Source organism: Aeromonas sp. PS2Canimalfood6 (assembly GCF_048276795.1).
GTDB classification, from domain to species: domain Bacteria; phylum Pseudomonadota; class Gammaproteobacteria; order Enterobacterales; family Aeromonadaceae; genus Aeromonas; species Aeromonas caviae.
Genome location: NZ_JBLUXC010000034.1, coordinates 22,925 through 45,333, shown reverse-complemented (window position 1 = coordinate 45,333; position 22,409 = coordinate 22,925). Strand labels below are relative to the sequence as shown.

20 protein-coding genes, 1 pseudogene and 1 riboswitch are annotated in these 22,409 nt (G+C 62.2%); of the genes and pseudogenes, 10 read left to right on the top strand and 11 right to left on the bottom strand.

Translation table 11 applies throughout. The features are described 5' to 3' along the window. Nucleotides 1-131: 131 nt before the first annotated feature. Nucleotides 132-458: pseudogene (locus tag ACNPAA_RS14060) on the top strand (NrdJb); the annotation flags it as partial. Between the two features lie 206 nt (nucleotides 459-664). Then, nucleotides 665-2,035 (top strand): PhoH family protein, encoded by a 1,371-nt coding sequence (locus ACNPAA_RS14055; protein ID WP_010673145.1) that lies wholly within the window; start codon nucleotides 665-667, stop codon nucleotides 2,033-2,035. 66 nt (nucleotides 2,036-2,101) lie between these two features. Here ACNPAA_RS14055 and ACNPAA_RS14050 read toward each other — a convergent pair whose 3' ends face one another. The 4 genes from ACNPAA_RS14050 to thiB form a co-directional block, all read right to left on the bottom strand. Beyond that, the gene (locus ACNPAA_RS14050) at nucleotides 2,102-2,263 is read right to left on the bottom strand and encodes a hypothetical protein (protein ID WP_164882965.1); all 162 of its coding nucleotides are present in this window, start codon (nucleotides 2,261-2,263) and stop codon (nucleotides 2,102-2,104) included. 15 nt (nucleotides 2,264-2,278) lie between these two features. Continuing rightward, complete coding sequence (gene thiQ / locus ACNPAA_RS14045; RefSeq protein WP_049637131.1) at nucleotides 2,279-2,989, bottom strand: thiamine ABC transporter ATP-binding protein; 711 nt, start codon at nucleotides 2,987-2,989, stop codon at nucleotides 2,279-2,281. A gap of 141 nt (nucleotides 2,990-3,130) precedes the next feature. Beyond that, entirely contained in the window at nucleotides 3,131-4,759 is a 1,629-nt protein-coding gene (gene thiP, locus ACNPAA_RS14040) for a thiamine/thiamine pyrophosphate ABC transporter permease (RefSeq protein WP_201872920.1), read from the bottom strand. Next, nucleotides 4,735-5,715 carry a thiamine ABC transporter substrate binding subunit gene (thiB, locus tag ACNPAA_RS14035; RefSeq protein WP_042016675.1) on the bottom strand — a complete coding sequence of 327 codons (981 nt, stop codon included), beginning with the start codon at nucleotides 5,713-5,715 and terminating at the stop codon, nucleotides 4,735-4,737. Before thiB ends, thiP begins: the two co-directional genes overlap by 25 nt. An 83-nt stretch (nucleotides 5,716-5,798) precedes the next feature. Further along, nucleotides 5,799-5,889: riboswitch (TPP riboswitch) on the bottom strand. A 91-nt stretch (nucleotides 5,890-5,980) separates the two neighbouring features. Between thiB and ACNPAA_RS14030 the strand changes: the two genes are divergently transcribed. Continuing rightward, the gene (locus ACNPAA_RS14030; RefSeq protein ID WP_039041182.1) at nucleotides 5,981-6,271 is read left to right on the top strand and encodes a PilZ domain-containing protein; all 291 of its coding nucleotides are present in this window, start codon (nucleotides 5,981-5,983) and stop codon (nucleotides 6,269-6,271) included. Nucleotides 6,272-6,322: 51 nt separating this feature from the next. Here the strand turns inward: ACNPAA_RS14030 and ACNPAA_RS14025 are convergent, their stop codons facing one another. The 5 genes from ACNPAA_RS14025 to leuA form a co-directional block, all read right to left on the bottom strand. Beyond that, entirely contained in the window at nucleotides 6,323-7,252 is a 930-nt protein-coding gene (locus ACNPAA_RS14025) for a transglutaminase domain-containing protein (protein WP_201872922.1), read from the bottom strand. 112 nt (nucleotides 7,253-7,364) lie between these two features. Continuing rightward, nucleotides 7,365-7,964: a 3-isopropylmalate dehydratase small subunit gene (leuD, locus tag ACNPAA_RS14020; RefSeq protein WP_109111918.1), complete on the bottom strand. Its 600-nt coding sequence runs from the start codon at nucleotides 7,962-7,964 to the stop codon at nucleotides 7,365-7,367. 12 nt (nucleotides 7,965-7,976) lie between these two features. Beyond that, nucleotides 7,977-9,374: a 3-isopropylmalate dehydratase large subunit gene (gene leuC, locus ACNPAA_RS14015; protein WP_041211113.1), complete on the bottom strand. Its 1,398-nt coding sequence runs from the start codon at nucleotides 9,372-9,374 to the stop codon at nucleotides 7,977-7,979. Between the two features lie 32 nt (nucleotides 9,375-9,406). After that, nucleotides 9,407-10,492: a 3-isopropylmalate dehydrogenase gene (gene leuB / locus ACNPAA_RS14010; RefSeq protein WP_161470222.1), complete on the bottom strand. Its 1,086-nt coding sequence runs from the start codon at nucleotides 10,490-10,492 to the stop codon at nucleotides 9,407-9,409. Nucleotides 10,493-10,603: 111 nt separating this feature from the next. Further along, entirely contained in the window at nucleotides 10,604-12,166 is a 1,563-nt protein-coding gene (gene leuA / locus ACNPAA_RS14005) for a 2-isopropylmalate synthase (RefSeq protein WP_010673154.1), read from the bottom strand. A 405-nt stretch (nucleotides 12,167-12,571) separates the two neighbouring features. On the opposite strand from leuA, the gene ACNPAA_RS14000 reads away from it, so the two are divergent. From ACNPAA_RS14000 to ilvN, 6 genes are all read left to right on the top strand, one after another. Continuing rightward, nucleotides 12,572-13,195: a TetR/AcrR family transcriptional regulator gene (locus ACNPAA_RS14000; RefSeq protein ID WP_010673155.1), complete on the top strand. Its 624-nt coding sequence runs from the start codon at nucleotides 12,572-12,574 to the stop codon at nucleotides 13,193-13,195. Nucleotides 13,196-13,320: 125 nt separating this feature from the next. Further along, complete coding sequence (locus tag ACNPAA_RS13995; RefSeq protein ID WP_202044164.1) at nucleotides 13,321-13,824, top strand: phosphatase PAP2 family protein; 504 nt, start codon at nucleotides 13,321-13,323, stop codon at nucleotides 13,822-13,824. Next, nucleotides 13,821-14,930: an MJ1255/VC2487 family glycosyltransferase gene (locus ACNPAA_RS13990; protein WP_029313827.1), complete on the top strand. Its 1,110-nt coding sequence runs from the start codon at nucleotides 13,821-13,823 to the stop codon at nucleotides 14,928-14,930. The genes ACNPAA_RS13995 and ACNPAA_RS13990 overlap by 4 nt, the downstream gene beginning before the upstream one ends. Nucleotides 14,931-14,965: 35 nt before the next feature. Next, nucleotides 14,966-15,118, top strand: a complete 153-nt coding sequence (locus tag ACNPAA_RS13985; protein WP_010673158.1) for a hypothetical protein — start codon at nucleotides 14,966-14,968, stop codon at nucleotides 15,116-15,118. 390 nt (nucleotides 15,119-15,508) lie between these two features. Beyond that, nucleotides 15,509-17,227, top strand: coding sequence for an acetolactate synthase 3 large subunit (locus tag ACNPAA_RS13980; RefSeq protein ID WP_279987821.1), 1,719 nt, complete (start codon nucleotides 15,509-15,511; stop codon nucleotides 17,225-17,227). Next, on the top strand, nucleotides 17,227-17,721 hold the full coding sequence (ilvN, locus tag ACNPAA_RS13975) for an acetolactate synthase small subunit (protein WP_010673160.1): 495 nt from the start codon (nucleotides 17,227-17,229) through the stop codon (nucleotides 17,719-17,721). Before ACNPAA_RS13980 ends, ilvN begins: the two co-directional genes overlap by 1 nt. Before the next feature lie 478 nt (nucleotides 17,722-18,199). On the opposite strand, the gene pta is transcribed toward ilvN, so the two are convergent. Further along, the gene (pta, locus tag ACNPAA_RS13970; protein ID WP_049637125.1) at nucleotides 18,200-20,353 is read right to left on the bottom strand and encodes a phosphate acetyltransferase; all 2,154 of its coding nucleotides are present in this window, start codon (nucleotides 20,351-20,353) and stop codon (nucleotides 18,200-18,202) included. A gap of 70 nt (nucleotides 20,354-20,423) precedes the next feature. After that, entirely contained in the window at nucleotides 20,424-21,626 is a 1,203-nt protein-coding gene (locus ACNPAA_RS13965; RefSeq protein ID WP_109421833.1) for an acetate kinase, read from the bottom strand. A 301-nt stretch (nucleotides 21,627-21,927) separates the two neighbouring features. On the opposite strand from ACNPAA_RS13965, the gene yfbV reads away from it, so the two are divergent. After that, on the top strand, nucleotides 21,928-22,368 hold the full coding sequence (gene yfbV / locus ACNPAA_RS13960; RefSeq protein WP_039040944.1) for a terminus macrodomain insulation protein YfbV: 441 nt from the start codon (nucleotides 21,928-21,930) through the stop codon (nucleotides 22,366-22,368). Nucleotides 22,369-22,409 lie beyond the last annotated feature (41 nt).

Sequence of the window (22,409 nt, the reverse complement as noted above, 5' to 3'; positions counted from 1 at the left end):
ACTTCACGCAAGGCGAGCGTAAGACGGAAGCAAAAAATCGCAGGAATGAGCAGTGAATATCTGGAAACGGTACTCAATGCGGGTCTCAAAAAACTGGGTGAAATTTAACAAAATGTTCACGCTCTCACCCTGAGTTGCGCTCCGTGTTCGATCCCAAGGGGGGGTACTGGAACAAGGGCAAGTACGTGCCCTCTCTCATCGCCGAAATTGGCAACGTGATCGAAACCCATCTCACCGAGATCGGGATGCTCAAGGTGCCCGGGCTGGACGAGCACCAGCAGGCGTTCCTGGCCGAGAAGCAGGCGCAATTGCAGGCACAGCAACAGGCAGAAGAGCAGCCGGCGGGCAGCGGTTTCCCACCCAGTGCCGCGCTCTGCTACAAGTGCCACACCAAGGCGCTGGTGCAAAAGGATGGCTGCATGACCTGTCTCAATTGCGGGGATTCCAAGTGCGGTTGAGGGGCTGATTGCCACCAAAGGCCGGCGACATGCCGGCCTTTTCATTGCTGATTTTATGTTCGAACGACGCCCATGATGGCAGCGATTTGTTGCGCACCGGTAAATTCGGGCGTAGCGTTGGGGGTAATAAAACTGTCACGGCCGTGTGGTTTCAATGACATCTGAGATTCACACACGTGGCACCTTCAGTGCCAAGGAGGATGCTTATGGACAACACGGACCGAAAGCTGTTTATCCTGGATACCAACGTTCTGCTTCACGAACCCCTCGCCATCTACTCCTTCAAAGAGCACGACGTGCTCATCCCCATGACGGTGCTCGAAGAGCTCGACAACATCAAGGATCGCCAGAAGGACGTCAGCCGTGATGCCCGCATCGCCATCCGTGCCCTGGAAGATGTGTTCCGCGATGCGACTCCGGAGCAGATAGTGCAAGGAGTGGCACTGGCCGGCGAGGCGAGCGGCCGTATCTCCATCTTCAGCGATCACCATCTGCCCCAGGATGCCGAGGTGTTCACCGACAAGGAGGCGGACAACCGCATCATCAACGCCGCCCTCTACCTGCAAAAGCACGAGATGAAGCGTCAGGTGGTGCTGGTCACCAAAGACATCAACATGCGCCTCAAGGCCAAGGGAGCAGGTCTTGCCCATGTGGAGGATTACCGCAGCGACCAGCTCATCGACGACATCCGCCTGCTCGCCAAGGGCTTCCAGGTGGTGCCTGGCAGCTTCTGGGAGCGGGTCGGTGAGTGTGACAGCGAAACCCATGGCCGCGATACGGTCCACGTCATCGATGCCAATCTGCTGGAGGGAGTCCACGTCAACCAGTACCTGCTGGACGAGGAGAACTTCTTTGCCGCGCGGGTGCTGAGCCACGACGGCAACAAGATCCGCCTGAAAGATCTCGGCCGCGAGCGGCTGATGTCCCGCAAGGCCTGGGGGGTGCATCCCAAGAACGTCTATCAGGGCATGGCGCTGGATGCCCTGCTGGATCCGCACATCGACCTGGTGATCCTGACTGGCCCGGCGGGCTGCGGCAAGACCCTGCTCGCCATGGCGGCGGCGCTGGAGCTGGTGATCGAGAAGGGGATCTACGAGAAGGTGATCGTCACCCGCAATACCCCGGAAATTGCCGAGAGCATCGGCTTCCTGCCCGGCACCGAAGAAGAGAAGATGATGCCCTGGCTGGCGGCGGTGACCGACACCCTGGAGGTGCTGCACAAGCAGGACGAGAACATGAGCGGGTCGCTCAGCTACATCATGGAGAAGGCCAATATCCAGTTCAAATCGGTCAACTTCATGCGCGGGCGCAGCATCCAGAACACCTTCGTGCTGCTGGACGAGTGCCAGAACCTGACCGCGTCCCAGATCAAGACCATCATCACCCGCTGCGGGGAGGGGACCAAGATCGTCTGCTCCGGCAACCTGGCTCAGATCGACTCCAACTACCTGAGCCCGGTGACCTCGGGTCTGACCTACATCGTCGAGCGGTTCAAGGACTTCGACGGCAGTGCCAACATCTTCCTGAACGGGGTGGTGCGCAGCAGGCTGGCTTCGTTCGCCGAGGAAAATCTCTGATTTGACGGGATCTCTGCATGAGAAAGGGGAAGCCGGACGGCTTCCCCTTTTTTGATCCCGCCTATCTCATGCCTCTCTCGGTCGGCCCAGGTAGCGCAGCAGCCCCGGGTGATCGCTGCTGTGCAGGATATCCGGCTTGCCCTGCAAGGCGATGCGTCCCGCGTCGATGAAGAGCACCTGATCGGCGATGAGCTGGGCATCGTCCTGGGAACGACAGGGAGAGACCATCTGCTTGTCAGCCCTTCACTGTGGCGCCAGAGCGCGGCCCAGGTAGCGCAGCAGCCCGGGGTGATCGCTGCTGTGCAGGATATCCGGCTTGCCCTGCAAGGCGATACGCCCCGCGTCGATGAAGAGCACCTGATCGGCGATGAGCTGGGCATCCTCGGGGTTGTGAGAGACCATCAGCACGGTGATGCCCTGCTCGCAGGCGAGGCGGGCGACCTCCGCCAGCATCTCCCGGCGCAGGGCCGGATCGAGGGCCGAGAAGGGCTCGTCCAGCAGCAGCAGCGGCCTGCCCCGCACCAGGGCGCGGGCCAGCCCCACCCGCTGCTGCTGGCCGCCGGAGAGCTGCTCCGGCAGGCGCGTCAGCATCTCCCCCAGACCCACCTTGTCAGCGGCCTCCTGCACCTGCCTTTTCTGGGCCGGATTCAAGCGCAGGCCGGGATGCAGGCCGATGGCGATGTTGTCGAACACCGACAGGTGCAGGAAGAGGTTGTGATCCTGGAACAGGGTGGTGACCGGGCGCTCGGCGGGGCCCAGTGACAGCAGATCCTGGCCGTCGAAGGTGAGGGTGCCCGACTCCACCGGCACGAAGCCCGCGATCATGCCGAGCAGGGTGGACTTGCCGGCGCCGCTCGGACCGATGAGGGCGGTGATCTCCCCCTTGGGCAAGGTCGCACTGAAGGTCACCTGCCAGTCGGGATAACTGGTGACCAGTTCCTCAATTACCAGCATGTTTGGCTCCTGAATGTCGTTTTATAGAACAACAAGTAAGAAAAATTGATGAAAGGCAGCGTGAGTGACTGCACCAAGGGGAGCCTCAGGGGCGTGCCCGGCCGGATCCGGGGGGCAGGGAGGCGGCAATGCCGCCTGGGATCAGTGATCCACATGCCTGCCTCCCAGTCCCCGTTCCACCAGCCAGAACAGGGAGAAGCAGAGGGTGAGCAGCAGCAGGGCGGTGGCGGCCGCCTCGGTCAGCCGGTAGCTGCCGAGCTGTTGATAGAGCAGCCAGGGCAGGGTAGTGAGGGTCTGGCTGCCGAACATGGCGATGGCCCCGAGATCCCCGAGGGACAATATCATCGAGAGCGCCATGGCCAGGGCCAGCGGACGGCGCAGCAGGGGCCATTCCACCAGGCGCAGGCGATGCAGGCCGCGCACCCCCAGGCTGTCCGCCAGCCGATCGTACTGGCGCACCACCAGTTGCATGGGGGCCGAGAGGGTGCGCAGCACATAGGGCAGCGCCATCAGGGCGTTGACCAGCACCACCAGCCAGGGGCCCAGGGCAAAGACGTCGGTGAAAGGCATGAACAGGATGAAGAGGCCGGTGGAGAGCACCACCGCCGGGATCATCAGGATCATGGAGCCGCTGGCCTCCCACAGGGCGGCGGCCCGCCGTTTGCGATCCCGCACCCTCAGATGCCGGCTGGTGAGCAGCAGCCCGGCGCCGAGCAAAGTGGCCAGGGAGCCCGCCGCCAGGGCTATGCCCAGGGACTGCCCCCCTGCCTGCCACAGCCGGGGTGAGCCGAGCGCCGCCAGCAGACCGGGGTTGAACCCGGCGACCACGATGGCCAGCAGGGGCGGCAGGAAGATGGCGAGCCCCATGGTCAGGGCCAGGCCATCCACCAGAGCGCTGCCCTTCTGGTGTCTGTCGGGACGCAGGCAGGGGCGACGGCTGGTGAGGCGACTGGCCGGGGGGGTCTGCAGCTTGTGTTGCAGCAGGAGCAGGGCCAGGGTCAGCAGCAGTTGCACCAGGGCGAGCCCGCCAGCGGTGGCGAGATCGAAGTCAAAGCGCAGCGCCTGGTAGACGGCTACCTCCAGTGTGGTGGACTTGGGGCCGCCCCCGAGCGCCAGCACTGTGGTGAAGCTGGTGAAGCAGAGCATGAAGATGAGGCTGGCGAGCCCCGGCAAGATGCCGCGGATGAGCGGCCACTCCAGCAGCCGGAAGATGTGGGAGGAGCGCATGCCGAGCTGGCTGGCGAGGCGCCAGGAGGACTCGGGGATGCTCTCTATGCTCTGCAGAATGAGGCGGGCGGCCAGCGGCATGTTGAAGAAGACATGGGCCAGCAGGATGCCGAACAGGCCATAGAGGTAGTTGCCGGGATCCATGCCCAGGCCGTGCAGCAGTTGCGGCAGCCAGCCCTGGCGACCGTGCACCGCCACCATGCCGAAGATGGCGATGATGACCGGCAACACCAGAGAGAGGCCGAAGAGCTTGAGCAGCAGGCGGCGTCCGGTGAAACGGCGTCGCGCCAGGGCCCTGGCCACCGGGATGGCAAGCCCCAGGCTCAGCAGGGTGGAGAGCAGTGCCTGCCAGAGGCTGAAACCCAGCACGTGGCGCAGGTAGGGATCGCCTAGCAGGGCGCGGGGGGAGAGGGTCCCCGCCTGCCACAACAGGGCGACCAGCGGCCCAATGGAGAGCAGCAGGATGACCAGGGTGGCTGCACTGCCCGGCAGCCACCAGAGGGAACGACGACCTGAACTCACTGGGTGACGGCTTGCAGCCATTCGCGGATCCACCCCTTGCGGTTGGCGGCCACCTCGTCAGAGCTGAAGGTGAGCGGCTTGGCCACGGTGATCATCTGTTCGAACCCCTTGGGCAGCGCCACGTCTGTCACCGGATACATCCAGTTGCCGCCGGGGATCTCGTTCTGGAAGGCGGGGCTCACCATGAATTGCAGGAACTGGTCAGCCAGTTTGCCCTGTGTGGCGCCCTTGAGCTTGGCCGCCACTTCCACCTGGCGGTAGTGACCCTCCTCGAACGCGGCCGCCCGGTACTGGGGCTTGCTCTCGGCAATCAGGTGATAGGCGGGGGAGGTGGTGTAGGAGAGTACCATGTCCGCCTCGCCGTCGAGGAACATGCCGTAGGCCTCTGACCACCCCTTGGTGACGGTGACCGTCTTTTTGGCCAGTTGCGCCCAGGCGGTCGGTGCCTCATCCCCGTAGACCGACTTCATCCAGAGCATCAGGCCCTGACCCGGGGTGGAGGTGCGGGGATCCTGATAGATCACCTTGATATCGGGACGTGCCACCAGCTCCTTCAGGCTCTTGGGGGGCTGCTTGAGCTTGTTGCTGTCATAGACGAAGGCGAAGTAGCCGTAGTCATAGGGGACAAAGGTGTCGTCCTGCCAGCCACCCGGTACCTTGAGGCCATCGAGCCTGGTGGAATGGGGGGCGAACAGGCCGCTCTGTTTGGCCTCGCTGATGAGGGCATCGTCCAGCCCCAGCACCATGTCGGCCTTGCTGTGCTGGCCTTCCAGCCGCAGCCGGTTGAGGATGGCGACGCCATCCTCGAGGGGCACCAGATTGAGGGTGCAGCCGCACTCCTTCTCGAAGGCCTGCTTGATCTTGGGACCCGGCCCCCATTCGGCGGCGAAGGAGCCGTAGGTGTAGACGGTGAGGGTGTCGGCGGCAAACGCCTGGGCAGAGAGCAAGCTGGTGGCGATCAGCAGCAGGGTCTTCATCAATGGCACTCCTGTGGATGTCGGGGTGCTCATCAATGGCACCTCGCGTGTGGTGAGCGCCGGCGGATGAGGGCACAAAAAACGCGCGCCATGCCTCAAATTCCTCCGCCAGCATTATCTGGATCAGGTTCACGGGTATAATCTCAGCGGTAAACCGCACCCCGTTTGAGCAACGCATCGCATTGTATTGGCGTTCCTGGGGGGAGGCCAGCACTATGTTTCACGGGCCGCATCGTGCGAGCCACCACCAAGGAGGAAGTCCCCAGTGATCACCAGCACCAAGGAAAGACGTGCCTTCCAGCGCATGGTCATCAATGCCCCCGTCACCCTGTTCCAGCATCAGCAGGTGCTGGAGGGGGTCTGCCGGGATCTCAGCGCCAACGGCATGGGCGTCGAGGTGAACAAGCACGCGTTCGATCTGGCCCAGCCCATCCGGGTGAGCCTAGCGACCAGCAGCAATCTTCTGCCTCCCTTCGAGGCCCAGGCTCGCATCGTGCGGGTGCTGGAGGAAGAAGACGGTCTCCTGCTGGCGCTGGAGTTTCTCTCCCTCACCTGAGACCCGGGCGCCCGTCCTCCTCGAGACAGGCCAGCCATGGGCTGGCCTGTCTCATTTCCCCTCATCCTGCACCGGCTGCACGCTCAACTGGCCGCTGTCGACCAGCGTCTTGCTGGTGGGCGCGAGCTGGCCCATGGGCAGCTGGGCCGGGCCGGTCGGCTCCATCAGGAGGTAGGTCTCCCCCGCCCGGCTCAAGGTGGCCTCCCCCGGTTTGGCTGGCAGGGCCACCCCCAGCAGGACATGTCCCGGCACGAACACCATGGCCTGCTTGAGATCGGGATACCCCTGGGCCAGCAGGGCGGCCATCAGGGTCACCTTGCTGTCGCAATCCCCCCGGTTCTGCTCCAGCACCTGGCGCGGGCTCAGAAACCCCTTGCCAGAGCGGCCCGACTGGCTGTCGAGCAGTTGATAGGGGATGGCCTGGATGAAGTCGAGCATGTAGGCCACCGTCTTCTGGCGCGCCTCGGTCTCGGTGGCCCCTTCCTGCTTGAGCTGCTCCATCAACGGGGCCAGCTCGTCCCGACTCTCCAGGGCGATGCGCACATGATCCTGCTTGATGGCGGGAGCGCCGTCGGGGGCAGTGAAGGGCTGGAAGTAGTGCTGCGTGAGCCAGGCGGCCTCCAGTTTGGCCTGCTCGGGCTTGACCCATTGGGAGGCTTCCCGCGCCTTGTCGGCGTTGCGGCTCTTGATGCTGAGGCTCATGGCGGGGCGAACGAGGGAGAACTGCACCTCGGGGAACGCCAGGGGGGCCTGCTGCAGCAGGCTTTGCAGTACGTCTTCCTGCATCCTGGCCGGACGGTAAGCGATGAGAGGGGGCAGCTTGCCCGCCTCCAGCCGATAGCTGAGCTGCTGCGCCTTGCCCTCTCTGTCCTGCCAGCCGACGTTGAGCTGACCGCCACTGTTGGTGAAAGAGGTCTGCCCGCCCAGGGCCGGGAGGCTGATCAGCAGGCAGAGCAATGAAAGGGCGCCCCTTGCGGACATAGGTGTCTCCTGTCGGACATGCAGAGGTGGCGGGCTTTGTACTGCGACCCGACAATAAAACAGGGAGCCTCGGCTCCCTGTTGATTCTACTCGCTTTTTTGTCGCAGGCTCGTCAAATCCAGCTTGGCTGCTTCGCCTCGAAGGCGCTGATGGCGGCCTCGTGCTGCAGGGTCAGACCGATGGCATCCAGCCCGTTGAGCAGACAGTAGCGACGGAACTCGTCGATTTCGAAGCCGAACGTGAGGCTGCCTGCACGCACCTGGTTGGCCTCCAGATCCACTTCGATCTCGATACCCGGCTGGGCGGCGACCAGCTGGAACAGGGCGTCGACCTCCTCCTCTTTCAGACGAACCGGCACCATGCCGTTGTTGATGGCGTTGCCGTAGAAGATGTCGGCAAAGCTCGGAGCGATCAGGGTCTTGAAGCCGTAGTCCGCCAGCGCCCAGGGGGCGTGCTCGCGACTCGAGCCGCAGCCGAAGTTCTCCCGCGCCAACAGGATGCTGGCCCCCGCGTAGCGGGGCTGGTTCAGTACGAACGCCGGGTTCGGCTGCTGGCCTGCATCGTCCAGGAAGCGCCAGTCGTGGAACAGGTGCTTGCCAAAGCCGATGCGGTTCACCTTCTGCAGGAACTGCTTGGGAATGATGGCGTCGGTGTCGACGTTGGCGCTGTCGAGGGGAACGACGATCCCTTTATGCTGTTTGAATCCTGTCATCGCTGTTTCCTCTTACAGTGCGCGAATGTCGGCGAAGCGGCCGGTGACGGCGGCGGCGGCGGCCATGGCCGGGCTCACCAGGTGGGTGCGACCGGCACGACCCTGACGCCCCTCGAAGTTGCGGTTGCTGGTGGAGGCGCAGCGCTCCCCCGGTTGCAGCCGGTCGTTGTTCATGGCCAGACACATGGAGCAGCCGGGCAAACGCCACTCAAAGCCTGCCTCGATGAAGATCTTGTCCAGCCCCTCGGCCTCGGCCTGGGCCTTCACCTGCTCGGAGCCCGGCACCACCAGGGCCTGTACCCCGGCGGCGACCTTGCGGCCACGGGCGATGGCGGCAGCAGCGCGCAGATCCTCGATGCGGCTGTTGGTGCACGAACCGATGAACACCTTGTCGATGGCCACGTCGGAGAGCTTCTGGCCCGGTTGCAGGTCCATGTAGGCGAGGGCCTTGCGGGCGGACTGCTGCTCCACCGGATCGGCGAAGGATTCCGGTGCAGGGATGGGCTCATTGACGGCAATCACCTGGCCCGGGTTGGTGCCCCAGGTCACTTGCGGGGCGATGTCGGCGGCGTCGAGCACCACTTCGGCGTCGAAGTGGGCACCTTCGTCGCTCTTGAGGGTCAGCCAGTAGGCGATGGCCTGTTCCAGCGCCTCCCCCTTGGGAGCGAACTCCTTGCCACGGATGTAGTCGATGGTGGTCTGGTCGGGGGCAATCATGCCCGCTTTGGCGCCGAGCTCGATGGCCATGTTGCACACCGTCATGCGCCCTTCCATGGTGAGCCCCTCGATGGCTTCACCGGCGAACTCCACCACGTAGCCGGTCCCGCCTGCGTGACCCACCTTGCCGATGATGGCGAGCACCACGTCTTTGGCGCTGATGCCTGCGGCCAGCTTGCCGTTGACAGAGATACGCATGGTCCTGGCGCGGCCCTGTTTCAGGGTCTGGGTGGCCATCACGTGTTCCACCTCGGAGGTGCCGATACCGAATGCGAGCGAGCCGAAGGCGCCGTGGGTGGCGGTGTGTGAGTCACCGCAGACGATGGTGGTGCCGGGCAATGTGATGCCGAGCTCGGGGCCCATCACGTGGACGATGCCCTGATATTTGTGGTTCAAGTCATAGAGACGAACCCCGAACGCCTTGCAGTTGGCGGCGAGTGTCTCCATCTGGATGCGGGCCATCTCACCGGAGGCGGCGATGTCCTTGGTGGTGGTGGAGACGTTGTGATCCATGGTGGCCCAGGTCAGATCCGGGCGACGCAGCTGGCGGTTCATGGCGCGCAGGCCGTCGAATGCCTGGGGGCTGGTCACTTCATGCACCAGGTGACGGTCGATGTAGATGAGAGGGGTTTCCCCTTCCACTTCCCGCACCACGTGGGCGTCGAACACTTTCTGATAGAGGGTCTTGGACATTGCTCGGTTTCCTTGTTATCGATGCCGTGGGATCAGATGCGCGCGGCGATCTGGCTGCCCATGTCGGCCGTGCTCTGCACCGGGTGCGTGGCGCTGGCCTGATGCAGGTCGGCGGTGAAATAGCCTTCTGCCAGGGTCTGGGCCACGGCCTGCTCGATGGCCTGGGCGGCGGCTTCCTGGCCGAGACTGTAACGCAGCATCAGGGCGGCGGAGAGGATCTGGGCGATGGGATTCGCAATCCCCTTGCCGGCGATATCGGGGGCCGAGCCACCGGCCGGCTCGAACAGGCCGAAGCCGGATTCGTTAAGGCTGGCGGAGGGGAGCAGGCCCATGGAGCCAGTGATCATGGCGCACTCGTCGGAGAGGATGTCACCGAACAGGTTGGAGCAGAGCAGCACGTCGAACTGGGACGGATCCTTGATGAGCTGCATGGTGGCGTTGTCGATGTACATGTGGTTCACGGCTACGTCCGGGTAGGACTTGGCGACCTCGGTCACCACCTCGCGCCACAGGATGGAGGAGGCGAGCACGTTGGCCTTGTCGATGGAGGTGACCCTGGCCTTGCGCACCCGGGCCGATTCAAACGCTATCTTGGCGATGCGCTCGATCTCGAAGCGGTGGTACACCTCGGTGTCGAAGGCCTTCTCGGTGGCGCCTTCCCCTTCACGCCCCTTGGGCTGGCCGAAATAGATGCCGCCGGTCAGCTCGCGCACGCAGGCGATGTCGAAGCCGCGATCGGAGATGTCGGCACGCAGCGGGGAGAACTGCTCCAGACCGGTGTAGATGCGGGCCGGGCGCAGGTTGCAGAACAGTTTGAAGTGGGCACGCAGGGGCAGCAGGGCACCGCGCTCCGGCTGATCGTTGGGCGGCAGGTGCTCCCACTTGGGGCCACCCACCGATCCGAACAGCACCGCATCGGCCGCTTCGCAGCCTTTGATCGTGCTCTGGGGCAGCGGTGTGCCGTGGTTGTCGATGGCGATGCCGCCGACGTCGTGACGGTCATAGTCGAGGGAGAAGCCGAATTTGGTCTGCACCTTTTCCAGTACCTTGATGGCCTCAGCCATCACTTCCGGGCCAATGCCGTCACCCGGCAATACTGCGATCCGATAACTGCTCATACTCTCTCCGTCTTGATAGTGTGATTCCGTTTCATCCGGGAGGCCGGTCCGGGCCACTGCCCTGGCCCCGGTCCTCCCCATGTCATGCTGTCATCTTGTCCGGCGGCGGGCTCAGACGGTTTCCGATTTGATGGTGTGGTTGCGCTCCATCTGCTCGGCCACCTGGTCCGCGCGCCAGATGCTGTTGATCACGTGGACCAGGGCCTGGGCCGAGGATTCGATGATGTCGGTGGCCAGCCCCATGCCGTGGAACTTGCGCCCCTTGTACTCGGCGACGATGTCCACCTGGCCGAGGGCGTTCTTGCCCTCGCCCTTGCCCTTGAGTTCGTATTTATCGATGCGGATCTCGTAGCCGGTGATGCGGTTGATGCACTGGTAGACCGCATCCACCGGGCCGTTGCCGGTGGCGGCCTCGCACACCAGATCCTGGCCTACCTTGAGCTTGACTGAGGCGGTGGCGAGCACCGAGCTGCCGCTCTGCACGCCAAGGTACTCCAGCTTGAAGTGCTCGGGTTCCTCGTGGATCTGGCTGAAGAAGGCGAGGGCCTCCAGGTCGTAGTCGAACACCTGGCCCTTCTTGTCGGCCAGGGTGAGGAACTTGGCGTAGAGATCGTCGAGGTCGTAGCTGCTCTCGGCGTAGCCCATGGACTCCATCCGGTGCTTGATGACGTGGCGGCCGGAGCGGGAGGTCATGTTGAGGTTGTTCTGGGTGAGACCGATGCTCTCGGGGGTGATGATTTCATAGGTGTTCTTCGCCTTGAGCACGCCGTCCTGATGGATGCCTGAGCTGTGGGAGAAGGCGTTGGCGCCGACGATGGCCTTGTTGGGCTGCACCGGCATGTTGCAGATTTGACTGACGAGGGTGCTGGTGCGGTGGATCTCGCTGTGGCGAATGTTGGTGTGTACCCCGAGCAGGTCGGCGCGGGTTTTCAGGATCATCGCGACCTCTTCCAGAGAGCAGTTGCCAGCACGCTCGCCGATGCCGTTGATGGTGCACTCGATCTGGCGGGCCCCCATCTGCACGGCACTGATGGAGTTGGCCACCGAGAGGCCCAGATCGTCGTGGCAGTGCACCGAGATGATGGCCTTGTCGATGTTGGGTACCCGGTTGAACAGGGTGTGGATGATGCCGGAGAATTCGGTCGGCACCGTGTAGCCCACGGTGTCAGGAATGTTGATGGTGCGGGCGCCGGCCTTGATGGCGGCTTCCACCATGCGGCACAGGTTGTCTATCGGGGTGCGGCCCGCATCTTCGCAGGAGAACTCCACGTCATCGGTGTAGCGCAAGGCGTGCTTGATGGCGCCGACCCCCATCTCCAGCACGTCTTCGAAGCTCTTTTTCAGCTTGCTCTCCACGTGGATGGACGAGGTGGAGATAAAGGTGTGGATGCGAAACGCCTCGGCCACTTTCAAGGCTTCGCCGGCGGCATCGATGTCTTTTTGCAGGGCGCGGGCCAGGGCGCAGACCCGGCTGTTCTTGATATGGCGGGCGATGGTCTGAACCGATTGAAAATCGCCGGGGGAGGAGACGGGGAAACCCACTTCCATGATATCGACACCGAGCCGCTCCAGCGCCTGGGCGATCTGCAGCTTCTCCTTGACCGTCAAGCTGGCCGACAGCGCCTGCTCACCATCACGCAAGGTGGTGTCGAATATGATGACCCGATCTGACATGTGACTTCCCTCTTCCTAAGTTCGCTGCGTGCATCCTGCATGGCATAAAAAAACCCGTGCGGGGTGCACGGGTTTCTGTAAATTCCGGCTATGCCTTAGCCCGGCTACAAGGATCCCGCGCGAGGAGTCGCGATTAGGGAGAGCAGTAGTAGCGGAGCGGCAATACGCATGATGTCTCAATCCTTCCAGTCGATAACGCTACTACCAATAACGAGATTTTTATGCTGTGTCAACCGGAATGGACAGGTTCAATCCACTGGTTTATTTAATCGGATTGTAAAGGAGTGCAAATTCTCTTGTCCCATATTCGGTTCATGCCTGATTATCTGGTCATTCCTGCTGTACTCGATCACCCGCACAATCAGATCGACTTATCAGCCCTTGCTGAATTATCTGAGGTATTCCATGGAAAAACGCAGACCTGGCCGTCCAGTCGGACGTTCCGACATTCGTGACAAGCTGCTTGCCGCCGCACGCGAACGTTTTCTCAACACCCCCTACAGCAAGGTGACGACCCGCGAGATTGCCGAGCTGGCAGGCTCCAATCTGGCGATGATCCACTACTACTTCGGCAGCAAGGAAGGCCTCTACAAGGCGGTGCTGGGGGATGTGGCCGAGCCCCTCGAGCAAGCCTGGCACGACGAGAGCAGCAACCGCAGCCTGACCGATCTGCTCAACACCTACTATCAGGTGATGGCGCCCAACAGCGAGCTGACCTCTGCCATCTCCAGCGCATTGTCCACTGAAAAGAGCCCGGGGCGTGATTTTGTGCTGAGCCGCCTGCTGGATCGTCAACTTCCCCAGTTCGATGCCCTGCTCGAATCCATGCGCTCCAACGGCCAGCTGGCGGACAACCTGGACCCCGAGATGCTGAAGATCTCCTTCCTCAGCATGATGTGGCAGCCTTTCGTGATGAAGGATCTCTACGAACAGGTGTTTGGTCTGACGGTGGACGAGCACTTCATGAGCCGCCTCGCGGCCCACAACTGCCGCCTGATGGAAAACGGCCTGCGCGGTGCCCTGAACTGACTTTTTCGGGATGACGGATGAAAAAGGGCCCCTGGGCCCTTTTTTTCATCAATCTGTTATCTGGGCGTCAACGAAGTGTCATGCCGCCCTCCTAGTCTGCACTCAGGATGCAAGGGAGGGCCGTGATGAACAAGATCCAGCAATGGGACCTGCGGGTGTGCCGTGTCTGCCTGCTCCACCCCTACAATCAGCCGCAGGCCAGGATAAGCCGGCTTGTCTCCCGTACCGGTGACGGCCCCCTCTATGCCGTGGCGGCCTGCCTGCTCTGGTGGCAGGGGATCGCCGGGCAGGAGGCGGTCAGTATGGCGCTCTGGGCGTTTGCCCTCGAGTTGCCGCTCTACCTGCTGCTCAAGAATGCCCTCAAACGCCAGCGCCCGGCAGGGCTGCCTGTCTTCATCACCCCGTCGGATCGTTACAGCCTGCCCTCGGGCCACACCGCGGCCGCCTTTCTGATGGCGACCGTACTGGCCGCCAGTTTCCCACTCTGGGCACCGCTGCTGTTTGTCTGGGCCGCGCTGGTGGGGGCGTCCCGCCTGCTGCTCGGGGTGCATTATCTGAGTGATCTTGTGGCCGGGGCGCTGCTTGGCGGTGGTTGCGCCCTCTGGGCGCTGGGTTGGAGCCAGGGATGAGGATACTGTTCGGCGTTCAGGGGACCGGAAACGGCCACATCAGTCGTAGCCGGACCCTGGCGCGCGCATTGAAGAGCAGGGGCGTGGCGGTGGACTATCTGTTCAGCGGGCGCGCCGCCGACGGCTACTTCGAGATGGGGGAGTTCGGGGATTATCGCACCTTCCCCGGTATCACTTTCGCCAGCCATCAGGGGCGCATCTCGGGCTGGCGCACCCTCAAGGGACTCTCTCCCCTGCGTTTCTGGCAAGATCTGCGTGCCCTCGATTGTCGCGAGTACGATCTGGTCATCAGCGACTTCGAGCCGCTCAGTGCCCATGCTGCTCGCCGCTGGGGCAAACCCAGCCTCACCATCAGCCATCAGGCGAGCTTCGACTGGCCGATCCCGCGCTGGGGGGAGAGCGGCTTCAACCGCCAGCTGATGCGCCATTTTGCGCCGGTACGCCAGTCTCTGGGGCTGCACTGGTTCCATTTCGGCCAGCCCCTGTTGCCTCCCATCGTCGATCCCCTCGAGCCGGTGCCGGACAACCAGCAGATCCTGGTCTATCTGCCATTCGAGCAGACAGAGACGATCGCGGCCCTGTTGTCGCGTTTCAGCACGCAGTCGTTCATCTGCTTCCATCCCGAGGTGCGCAAGCGTAGCGAGTGGCGCAACATCCGCTTTGAACCTCAGGCCAGAGAGGGGTTCAAGCTGGCGCTGGCCGGTTGTCGCGGGGTCATCAGCAATGCGGGATTCGAGCTTGCCTCCGAGGCGCTCTCCCTTGGCAAGAAGCTGCTGGTCAAACCCCTGGGTGGCCAGTTCGAGCAGTTGACCAACGGCAGGACCCTGGAACTGATGGGGCTGGCCCAGTTGATGGACAGCCTGGATGCCAATGCGGTGCGAAGCTGGCTGGAGGCCCCTTCTCCTGGCAGGGTACGCTATCCCGATGTGGCAGGAGAGCTGGCCGACTGGTTGCTGGCCGGGGCAGGGGAGGAGGTGGGGGCGCTCTCCCGCCGCCTCTGGGGCAGGACTCTCTTTCCGGAGGAGGTGTGTGACAGCCTGGGGGAGCTTGCCAGCCGTACCGGCCAGGAGCGTCCCTGGTTATCCCAACTCAGCGCCTTTGACTAAACTGAGTCGATCCCACCACGGAGAGGACGGATACCATGCGCTTTACCAATGAAAACGGCGACACCATGACTCTGGCAGACAATCTCACCCTGCATGAGCTGCTCGACATGGGTGTCAGCATTTCGGTCTGCGAAGAGACGGATCCGGATCAGCAGATCTGGCTGGCAGAACCCGAAGACGAGCAGTGAAACCAGCCAGTTTTTGACGGCCCACCCCCTCGGGGTGGGCCGTTTATTTTGTTCCTCACCGACGCGGGCAGCATGATCCGCTGGTTGTTCCCCCCAGGGCCCCTCTTTGTTGCCCGTCTGGTGGCCAAGTCACTGAATGTTAATAGCTGTTTGAAATTTATGACTGTTATGGCCAGACAAAGCCGTGGACAAGCGTTCACGGGCGGGTTAAGTTGGTTTTTCACCCGCTTTTCGGGTGAATGATGGAAAACCCCTATTTTTCTACTATCGACGGCTCCGAACTCGCCTGATCTGCCTGCAGACAACAACAAGACTCGGATCGGCGCTGCCGGGAAGCAGCGGACTGTCGATAGCTTTCGCTTAACGGAGCAAAGCCTGGAGGGCTTTATCATGGAGATGTTATCAGGCGCCCAGATGGTGGTTAGAGCGCTGGAAGATCAGGGAGTGGAACACGTTTTCGGCTACCCTGGTGGCTCAGTGCTCGACATCTATGACGCTCTCTTCGAAAACGGCAAGATGGAGCATGTCCTGGTGCGGCACGAGCAGGCCGCAGTGCACATGGCGGACGGTTACGCCCGCTCCACCGGCAAGGTGGGCACTGTGCTGGTGACCTCGGGTCCCGGCGCCACCAACTGCATCACGGGGATCGCCACCGCCTACATGGATTCCATTCCCCTGGTGATCCTGTCCGGCCAGGTGCCGACCAGCATGATCGGGGAGGATGCGTTCCAGGAGACCGACATGATCGGCATCTCCCGCCCGGTGGTGAAGCACAGCTTCCTGTGCAAGAAAGCCAGCGACATTCCCGAGGCCATCAAGAAGGCCTATTACATTGCCGCCAGTGGCCGCCCGGGGCCCGTGGTGGTGGATCTGCCCAAAGACGTGCAGAATCCGAAAGAGAAGTTCCCCTATCAGTATCCCGAGTCCGTTTCCCTGCGCTCCTACAATCCGACCAAGGCGGGACACAAGGGCCAGATCAAGCGGGCTGCCAAGCTGCTGACCGAGGCGAGCCGCCCGGTCATGTACGTGGGTGGCGGCGCCATCAACGCCAATGCGGATCACCTGGTGACCAAGCTGGCGGAGCTGCTGAACCTGCCGGTGACTACCACGCTCATGGGGTTGGGCGCCTTCTCCGGCACCCATCCGCAGTTCATCGGCATGCTCGGCATGCACGGCACCTTCGAAGCGAACAAGAGCATGCACAACGCGGATCTCATCTTCGCCGTGGGTGCCCGCTTCGATGATCGCGTGACCAACAACGTAGCCAAGTTCTGCCCCAACGCTACCATAGTCCACATCGACATCGACCCCACCTCCATCTCCAAGACGGTACAGGCCCATGTGCCCATCGTCGGCTCGGTGGAAACCGTGCTGGAACAGATGCTGGAAGTGATCCGCGAGTGCGGCTTTGACAACGACAAGCAGGCGCTGGCGGACTGGTGGGAGCAGATCAACCAGTGGCGCTCCCGCAACTGCCTGGCCTACGAAACCCATCCCACCCTGATCAAGCCGCAGCAGGTCATCGAGACTCTCTACAAGGTGACCAAAGGGGAGGCGTTTGTCGCCTCCGACGTCGGCCAGCACCAGATGTTTACCGCCCTCTACTACCCGTTTGCCAAGCCGCGTCAGTGGATCAACTCCGGCGGTCTCGGCACCATGGGCTTTGGCATTCCCGCCGCCATGGGGGCCCAGTTTGCCAATCCGGAAGCCGTGGTCTGCTGCGTCACCGGCGACGGCTCGGTGCAGATGAACATCCAGGAGCTCTCCACCTGCATGCAGTACGGGGTGCCCATCAAGATCATCTCCATCAACAACCGTGCGCTGGGCATGGTCAAGCAGTGGCAGAAGATGTTCTACGGCGGCCGTCACAGCCACTCCTACATGGAATCCCTGCCTGACTTCGTCAAGCTGGCGGAAGCCTATGGCCACGTCGGCATTGCGGTGAGCGATCCGGCGGAGCTGGAGAGCGCCATGGAGAAGGCCTTTGCCATGAAGGACAGACTGGTGTTCATGGACATCTCGGTCGATCCGGACGAGCACGTCTATCCGATGCAGATCAAATTTGGTGCCATGGACGAGATGTGGCTGAGCAAGACGGAGAGAACCTGATGAGACACATCATTTCAGTACTGCTGGAGAACGAATCCGGCGCCCTGAGCCGTGTGGTGGGCCTCTTCTCCCAGCGCGGCTACAACATCGAGACCCTGACGGTGGCCCCCACCGAGGATCCCACTCTGTCCCGCATGACCATCGTCACCATGGGGGATGAGCGGGTGCTGGAGCAGATCCAGAAGCAGCTGCACAAGCTGGTGGACGTGCTCAAGGTGTGTGACCTGAGCGAGGGTGAGCACATCGAGCGGGAGATCGCGCTGGTCAAGGCGCGCGCCGCCGGTGGTGCACGTGACGAACTGAAGCGGCTGGCGGACATCTTCCGTGGCCAGATCGTCGACGTCACCCCCGAGCTCTACACGGTGCAGCTCGTCGGGACCAGCGAGAAGCTGGACGCCTTCATCAAGACGGCTGCCCAGACCAACGAGATCATCGAAGTGGTGCGCTCCGGTGTCTGTGGCATCTCCCGGGCGGACAAATCCCTGCGTCCCTGATGTGGCCGGATGTGAAAATAGCTGTTCAAGGGCTCTTCGGAGCCCTTTTTCGTGTCTGGCAGCGTTGCGGGCAAGTGGGGGGGCCGGTAGGGATGCTGGCCACAGCATCAGGAGGTTATCGAGGGGGTGAAAGAGAAGGGGGAAGGGAGGGTCTTCACCTGTCATTTTCTTTCAAATGATCGGTAAACTATCCACAAAAGCTGTGGAAAACTCTGTAGATTAGCGGTGTGTCCGGCGTTAGTCACATGATCTTAAAGGGATATTTCAATTTGATCCTGGCTGGATCGCATTTGTGCAATCCCCTGGCGAGGGTGTGAGCGTTTGCTTATCCCTCGAGCCTTGCCAAGGGCGGAACGCGGATCTGTCTGTAGATCCGGACGGGATCCCGACCTGATCTAGCGGATCAACATTTCTGGGCGCGAGCCATAAAAAAACCCGCCTCTCGGCGGGTTTTTCATTGTATCGGACTGCGGGTCGATTACTCGGCCTGGGCTGCCTGGATACCGGTCAGGGCGATGGTGTAGACGATGTCGTCCACCAGGGCGCCGCGAGAGAGGTCGTTGACCGGCTTGCGCATGCCTTGCAGCATGGGGCCGATGGAGACCAGCTCTGCGGAGCGCTGTACCGCCTTGTAGGTGGTGTTGCCGGTGTTCAGATCCGGGAACACGAACACGGTGGCCTTGCCGGCAACCGGGGAGTTCGGTGCCTTGGACTTGGCGACGTTCTCCATGATGGCCGCATCGTACTGCAGCGGGCCGTCGATGATGAGGTCGGGACGCTTGGCCTTGGCCAGCTCGGTCGCTTCACGCACCTTCTCCACATCCGCGCCGGCGCCGGAGGTGCCGGTGGAGTAGGAGATCATGGCCACGCGCGGCTCGATGCCGAAGGCGGCAGCGGAGTCGGCGGACTGGATGGCGATCTCGGCCAGCTGCTCGGCAGTGGGATCCGGGTTGATGGCGCAGTCACCGTAGACCAGTACCTGGTCCGGCAGCAGCATGAAGAAGATGGAGGAGATCAGGGAAGAGCCCGGAGCGGTCTTGATGATCTGCATCGGCGGACGGATGGTGTTGGCAGTGGTGTGCACTGCGCCGGATACCAGACCGTCGACCTCGTTGCGCTCCAGCATCATGGTACCCAGTACCACGTTGTCTTCCAGCTGCTCGCGGGCAACCACTTCGGTCATGCCCTTGTTCTTGCGCAGCTCGACCAGACGAGCCACATAGCGCTCGCGCACGGCAACCGGATCGATGATCTCGACGCGGTCGGTCAGGATCACGCCCTGCTGTTCAGCGACGCGGCGGATCTCTTCCGGGTTGCCCAGCAGGACCGGACGGGCGATGCCACGCTCGGCACAGATGGCGGCAGCCTTGATGGTGCGCGGCTCTTCCCCTTCCGGCAGCACGACGCGCTTGTTGGCCTGACGGGCCAGCTCGGTCAGCTGATAGCGGAAGGCCGGCGGGCTCAGGCGACGGGAGCGGGTGGACTTGGCGGAGAGAGACTCGATCCAGTGCTTGTCGATGTGACCAGCAACGTAGTCCTGCACCAGCTCGATACGCTCGCGGTCATCTTCCGGGATGTCGACGTTGAAGTTCTGCAGGCTGACGGCGGTCTGCCAGGTGTTGGTGCCGGTGATCATGATCGGCAGACCGGTGGCCATGGCCTGTTGGCACAGTGCCATCACCTGGGGTTCCGGGTGGTAGTTGCCGGTCAGCAGCAGGGCACCCAGCTTGACGCCGTTCATGGCGGACAGGCAGGCGGAGACGATGACGTCGGAGCGGTCGCCGGAGGTCACCAGCAGGCTGCCCGGACGGAAGTGCTCGATCATGTTGTGGATGGAGCGGGCGCAGAAGGTCACGGTCTGCAGGCGGCGGCTTTCCAGCTCACCCTTGTTGATGATCTTGGCGGCCAGGTGCTTGGCGAGATCCTTGGCGCGCGGGGCGATCAGCTGGGTGTTCCAGGGGATGCAGCCGAGGATGCGCAGCGGGCTCTTGCCGAAGACCTGCAGCACTTCCAGGTTGTGGCCGGTATCGGCGCCGTGGTGATGCGCTTCGAACATCTCGGTCAGGTCGGGACGGGTTACGCCGTGCTCGTCAACCGGGGCACCCACCTTGTTGATGACGCAGCCCACGATGCGCGGGTTGTTGACGCCACCGAAGTTGGAGCAGGCCAGCTCGATGCGCTCTTTGAGCTTCTGGCTGGAGTCGTTGCCCGGATGGGTCACGAACACCATGTCGGCGTCCAGCGCCTTGGCGACGTCGTAGTTCAGCTTGTTGGCAAAGGGTTGCTTGTCGGTCGGAACCAGGCCCTCGATCACCACCACTTCGGCACCGCTGGTCTTCACGTGCTCTTCGAAGCGGGCCACGATCTCTTCCAGCAGGATGTCGGTGTTGCTGGAGGTGATCATGTTCTCGGCGTAGGAGAGGGCGAACGGCTCGGGCGGGTTGATGTTGGCAGCGGCGCGGATCACTGCGGTGGAGCGCTCGGTACCGGTTTCACCCGGACGCGGCTGGGCGACCGGTTTGAAGAAGCTGACATTGACACCGTGACGTTCCATGGCGCGAACGACGCCAAGACTCACGGAGGTTACGCCGACACCAGTGCCGACCGGGATGAGCATAATAGTGCGTGCCACTTATTACCCCTTGTTCATTTTTTGGGATCAGGAAAAGGCCGCCCTGGGGCGGCCTTGCTCTACAGCTAATTTATGCGCCGACCAGTTCCAGCGCGTCGTGGGCGATGACCCACTCTTCGTTGGTCGGGATAACCAGGGCCTTGGTGGAACCAGCCTTGGTGATCTCGCCGCCCTTGCCGAAGCGAGCCTTCAGGTTGGCGTCGTGGTCGACGTCAAAGCCCAGCAGGCCCAGCTTGTTCAGGGTGATCTCACGGATCGGGGCGGAGTTCTCGCCGATGCCGCCGGTGAAGACCACGGCATCCAGACGACCGTCCATGGCGGCGGCGTAGGCACCGATGTACTTGGCCAGACGGTAGCAGTATACGTCCATGGCGCGCTTGGCTTCTTCCTTGCTGTCGTAGTTGTCTTCAACGAAACGGCAGTCGGAGGTGACTTCGGTCAGACCCTGCAGGCCGGATTCCTTGGTCAGCATGGTGTTGATTTCGGCAACGCTCATGCCCATCTTGTCGTGCAGGAAGAAGATGATGGCCGGATCGATGTCACCGGAACGGGTACCCATCACCAGGCCTTCCAGCGGGGTCAGGCCCATGGAAGTGTCGACGGACTGGCCGTTCTTGATGGCGCAGACGGAGCCGCCGTTGCCCAGGTGGCAGTTGATGATGTTGAGCTCTTCCACCGGCTTGTTCAGCTGCTTGGCCGCTTCCTGGCTGATGTAGTAGTGGCTGGTGCCGTGGGCGCCGTAGCGACGGATGCCGTTCTCTTTGTAGAGCTTGTACGGCAGGGCGTACAGGAAGGCTTCTTCCGGCATGGTCTGGTGGAAGGCGGTGTCGAACACGGCGACGTTCTTCTCGGCCAGTTCCGGGAAGACCTTAAGGGCGGCACGGATACCGATCAGGTGAGCCGGGTTGTGCAGCGGTGCGTAAGGAATGGCGGCTTCGATGCCGGCAATGACGTCATCACAGATGCGAACGGAGGAGGTGAAACGCTCGCCGCCGTGTACCACGCGGTGGCCGATGGCGATCAGGTTCTTGGACAGTTCCGGGTTGAGCGGCAGGATCTTGTGAACGATGAAGTCCAGCGCTTCCTGGTGAGCGGCACCGGCACCCAGATCAGCGTTGCCTTTCTCGCCGTTCAGCTTCCACTTGATGCGGGCGTCGTCGAGGTTGAAGCATTCGGCCAGGCCGGACAGCAGGTCATCACCGGTGGTTGCGTCAATGACAGCAAACTTCAGGGACGAGCTGCCACAGTTAAGAACAAGAACCAGCTTACTCATGAATAAATCCTATCGCAGATTGGGTTGGGTTGGAGGATGCGCCGGACGCGGTGCGTCCAAAAACTATCAACTTATCCTTATGAGGGTTGGCAATCTGTTGCTTGCCCCTTGTATAGTGATACAAGACCCGAAATTCAGACGTCCCTGACTGGTCAGTGGCCGTGCCCCAGCGTAAAAATGGGCGTACAAAGGATAACCTGATTGTTGAAAAATAACAAAGTCATCCTCAACCTTTGTTATTGCCTCTCAAATATTGTCGAGGTTTTGCCGTTAATGCGTTCGAAAAGAGCTCGGAGGTAGCATGAGCATGAACATTTTTGGAACTAAATTACAGCAAGGCCGTCATTATATGACTCTTTGGCCGCGCCGTCCCGAGCTTAATTCCATGTTCCCGGAGAATCGGGTGATCAGGGCCACCGAATTCGCCCTCAAGGTGATCCCGGCACTGGCGGTGCTCAGCGTCATGGTGCAGTTCCAGTTTGGCGAGCTTCATTACTGGCCCTCCGTGATGGCGTCCGTGCTCTTCCTGCTCAGCCTGCCGCTGCAAGGGTACTATTGGCTCGGCCAGCGCGCCGATACCCGGCTGCCCCCCTCCCTCGCCACCTGGTATCGGGAGATAAACGGCAAGATGAACGAGCAGGGCGGTCAACGTCAGCTGGTGGCCCGTCCCCGCTACGAAGAGCTGGCCGATACCCTCAACGCCGCCTTCAAGCAGCTGGACAAATCCTTCCTCTACGAATGACTTTCCGAAGTCAGACTGACGAAAAAGGCGCCCTCAGGCGC

What these genes read in the sequence shown, in the direction of transcription:
- ACNPAA_RS14055 (WP_010673145.1), top strand. Translation starts at nt 665, where the DNA reads ATGGACAACACGGACCGAAAGCTGTTTATCCTGGATACCAACGTTCTG.
- leuD (WP_109111918.1), bottom strand. Translation starts at nt 7,964, where the DNA reads ATGACAGGATTCAAACAGCATAAAGGGATCGTCGTTCCCCTCGACAGC.
- ACNPAA_RS14000 (WP_010673155.1), top strand. Translation starts at nt 12,572, where the DNA reads ATGGAAAAACGCAGACCTGGCCGTCCAGTCGGACGTTCCGACATTCGT.
- leuB (WP_161470222.1), bottom strand. Translation starts at nt 10,492, where the DNA reads ATGAGCAGTTATCGGATCGCAGTATTGCCGGGTGACGGCATTGGCCCG.
- ilvN (WP_010673160.1), top strand. Translation starts at nt 17,227, where the DNA reads ATGAGACACATCATTTCAGTACTGCTGGAGAACGAATCCGGCGCCCTG.
- thiP (WP_201872920.1), bottom strand. Translation starts at nt 4,759, where the DNA reads ATGGCTGCAAGCCGTCACCCAGTGAGTTCAGGTCGTCGTTCCCTCTGG.
- ACNPAA_RS13980 (WP_279987821.1), top strand. Translation starts at nt 15,509, where the DNA reads ATGGAGATGTTATCAGGCGCCCAGATGGTGGTTAGAGCGCTGGAAGAT.
- ACNPAA_RS13995 (WP_202044164.1), top strand. Translation starts at nt 13,321, where the DNA reads ATGAACAAGATCCAGCAATGGGACCTGCGGGTGTGCCGTGTCTGCCTG.
- ACNPAA_RS14025 (WP_201872922.1), bottom strand. Translation starts at nt 7,252, where the DNA reads ATGTCCGCAAGGGGCGCCCTTTCATTGCTCTGCCTGCTGATCAGCCTC.
- leuC (WP_041211113.1), bottom strand. Translation starts at nt 9,374, where the DNA reads ATGTCCAAGACCCTCTATCAGAAAGTGTTCGACGCCCACGTGGTGCGG.
- ACNPAA_RS14050 (WP_164882965.1), bottom strand. Translation starts at nt 2,263, where the DNA reads ATGGTCTCTCCCTGTCGTTCCCAGGACGATGCCCAGCTCATCGCCGAT.
- leuA (WP_010673154.1), bottom strand. Translation starts at nt 12,166, where the DNA reads ATGTCAGATCGGGTCATCATATTCGACACCACCTTGCGTGATGGTGAG.
- thiB (WP_042016675.1), bottom strand. Translation starts at nt 5,715, where the DNA reads ATGAAGACCCTGCTGCTGATCGCCACCAGCTTGCTCTCTGCCCAGGCG.
- yfbV (WP_039040944.1), top strand. Translation starts at nt 21,928, where the DNA reads ATGAGCATGAACATTTTTGGAACTAAATTACAGCAAGGCCGTCATTAT.
- thiQ (WP_049637131.1), bottom strand. Translation starts at nt 2,989, where the DNA reads ATGCTGGTAATTGAGGAACTGGTCACCAGTTATCCCGACTGGCAGGTG.
- ACNPAA_RS13985 (WP_010673158.1), top strand. Translation starts at nt 14,966, where the DNA reads ATGCGCTTTACCAATGAAAACGGCGACACCATGACTCTGGCAGACAAT.
- ACNPAA_RS13990 (WP_029313827.1), top strand. Translation starts at nt 13,821, where the DNA reads ATGAGGATACTGTTCGGCGTTCAGGGGACCGGAAACGGCCACATCAGT.
- ACNPAA_RS13965 (WP_109421833.1), bottom strand. Translation starts at nt 21,626, where the DNA reads ATGAGTAAGCTGGTTCTTGTTCTTAACTGTGGCAGCTCGTCCCTGAAG.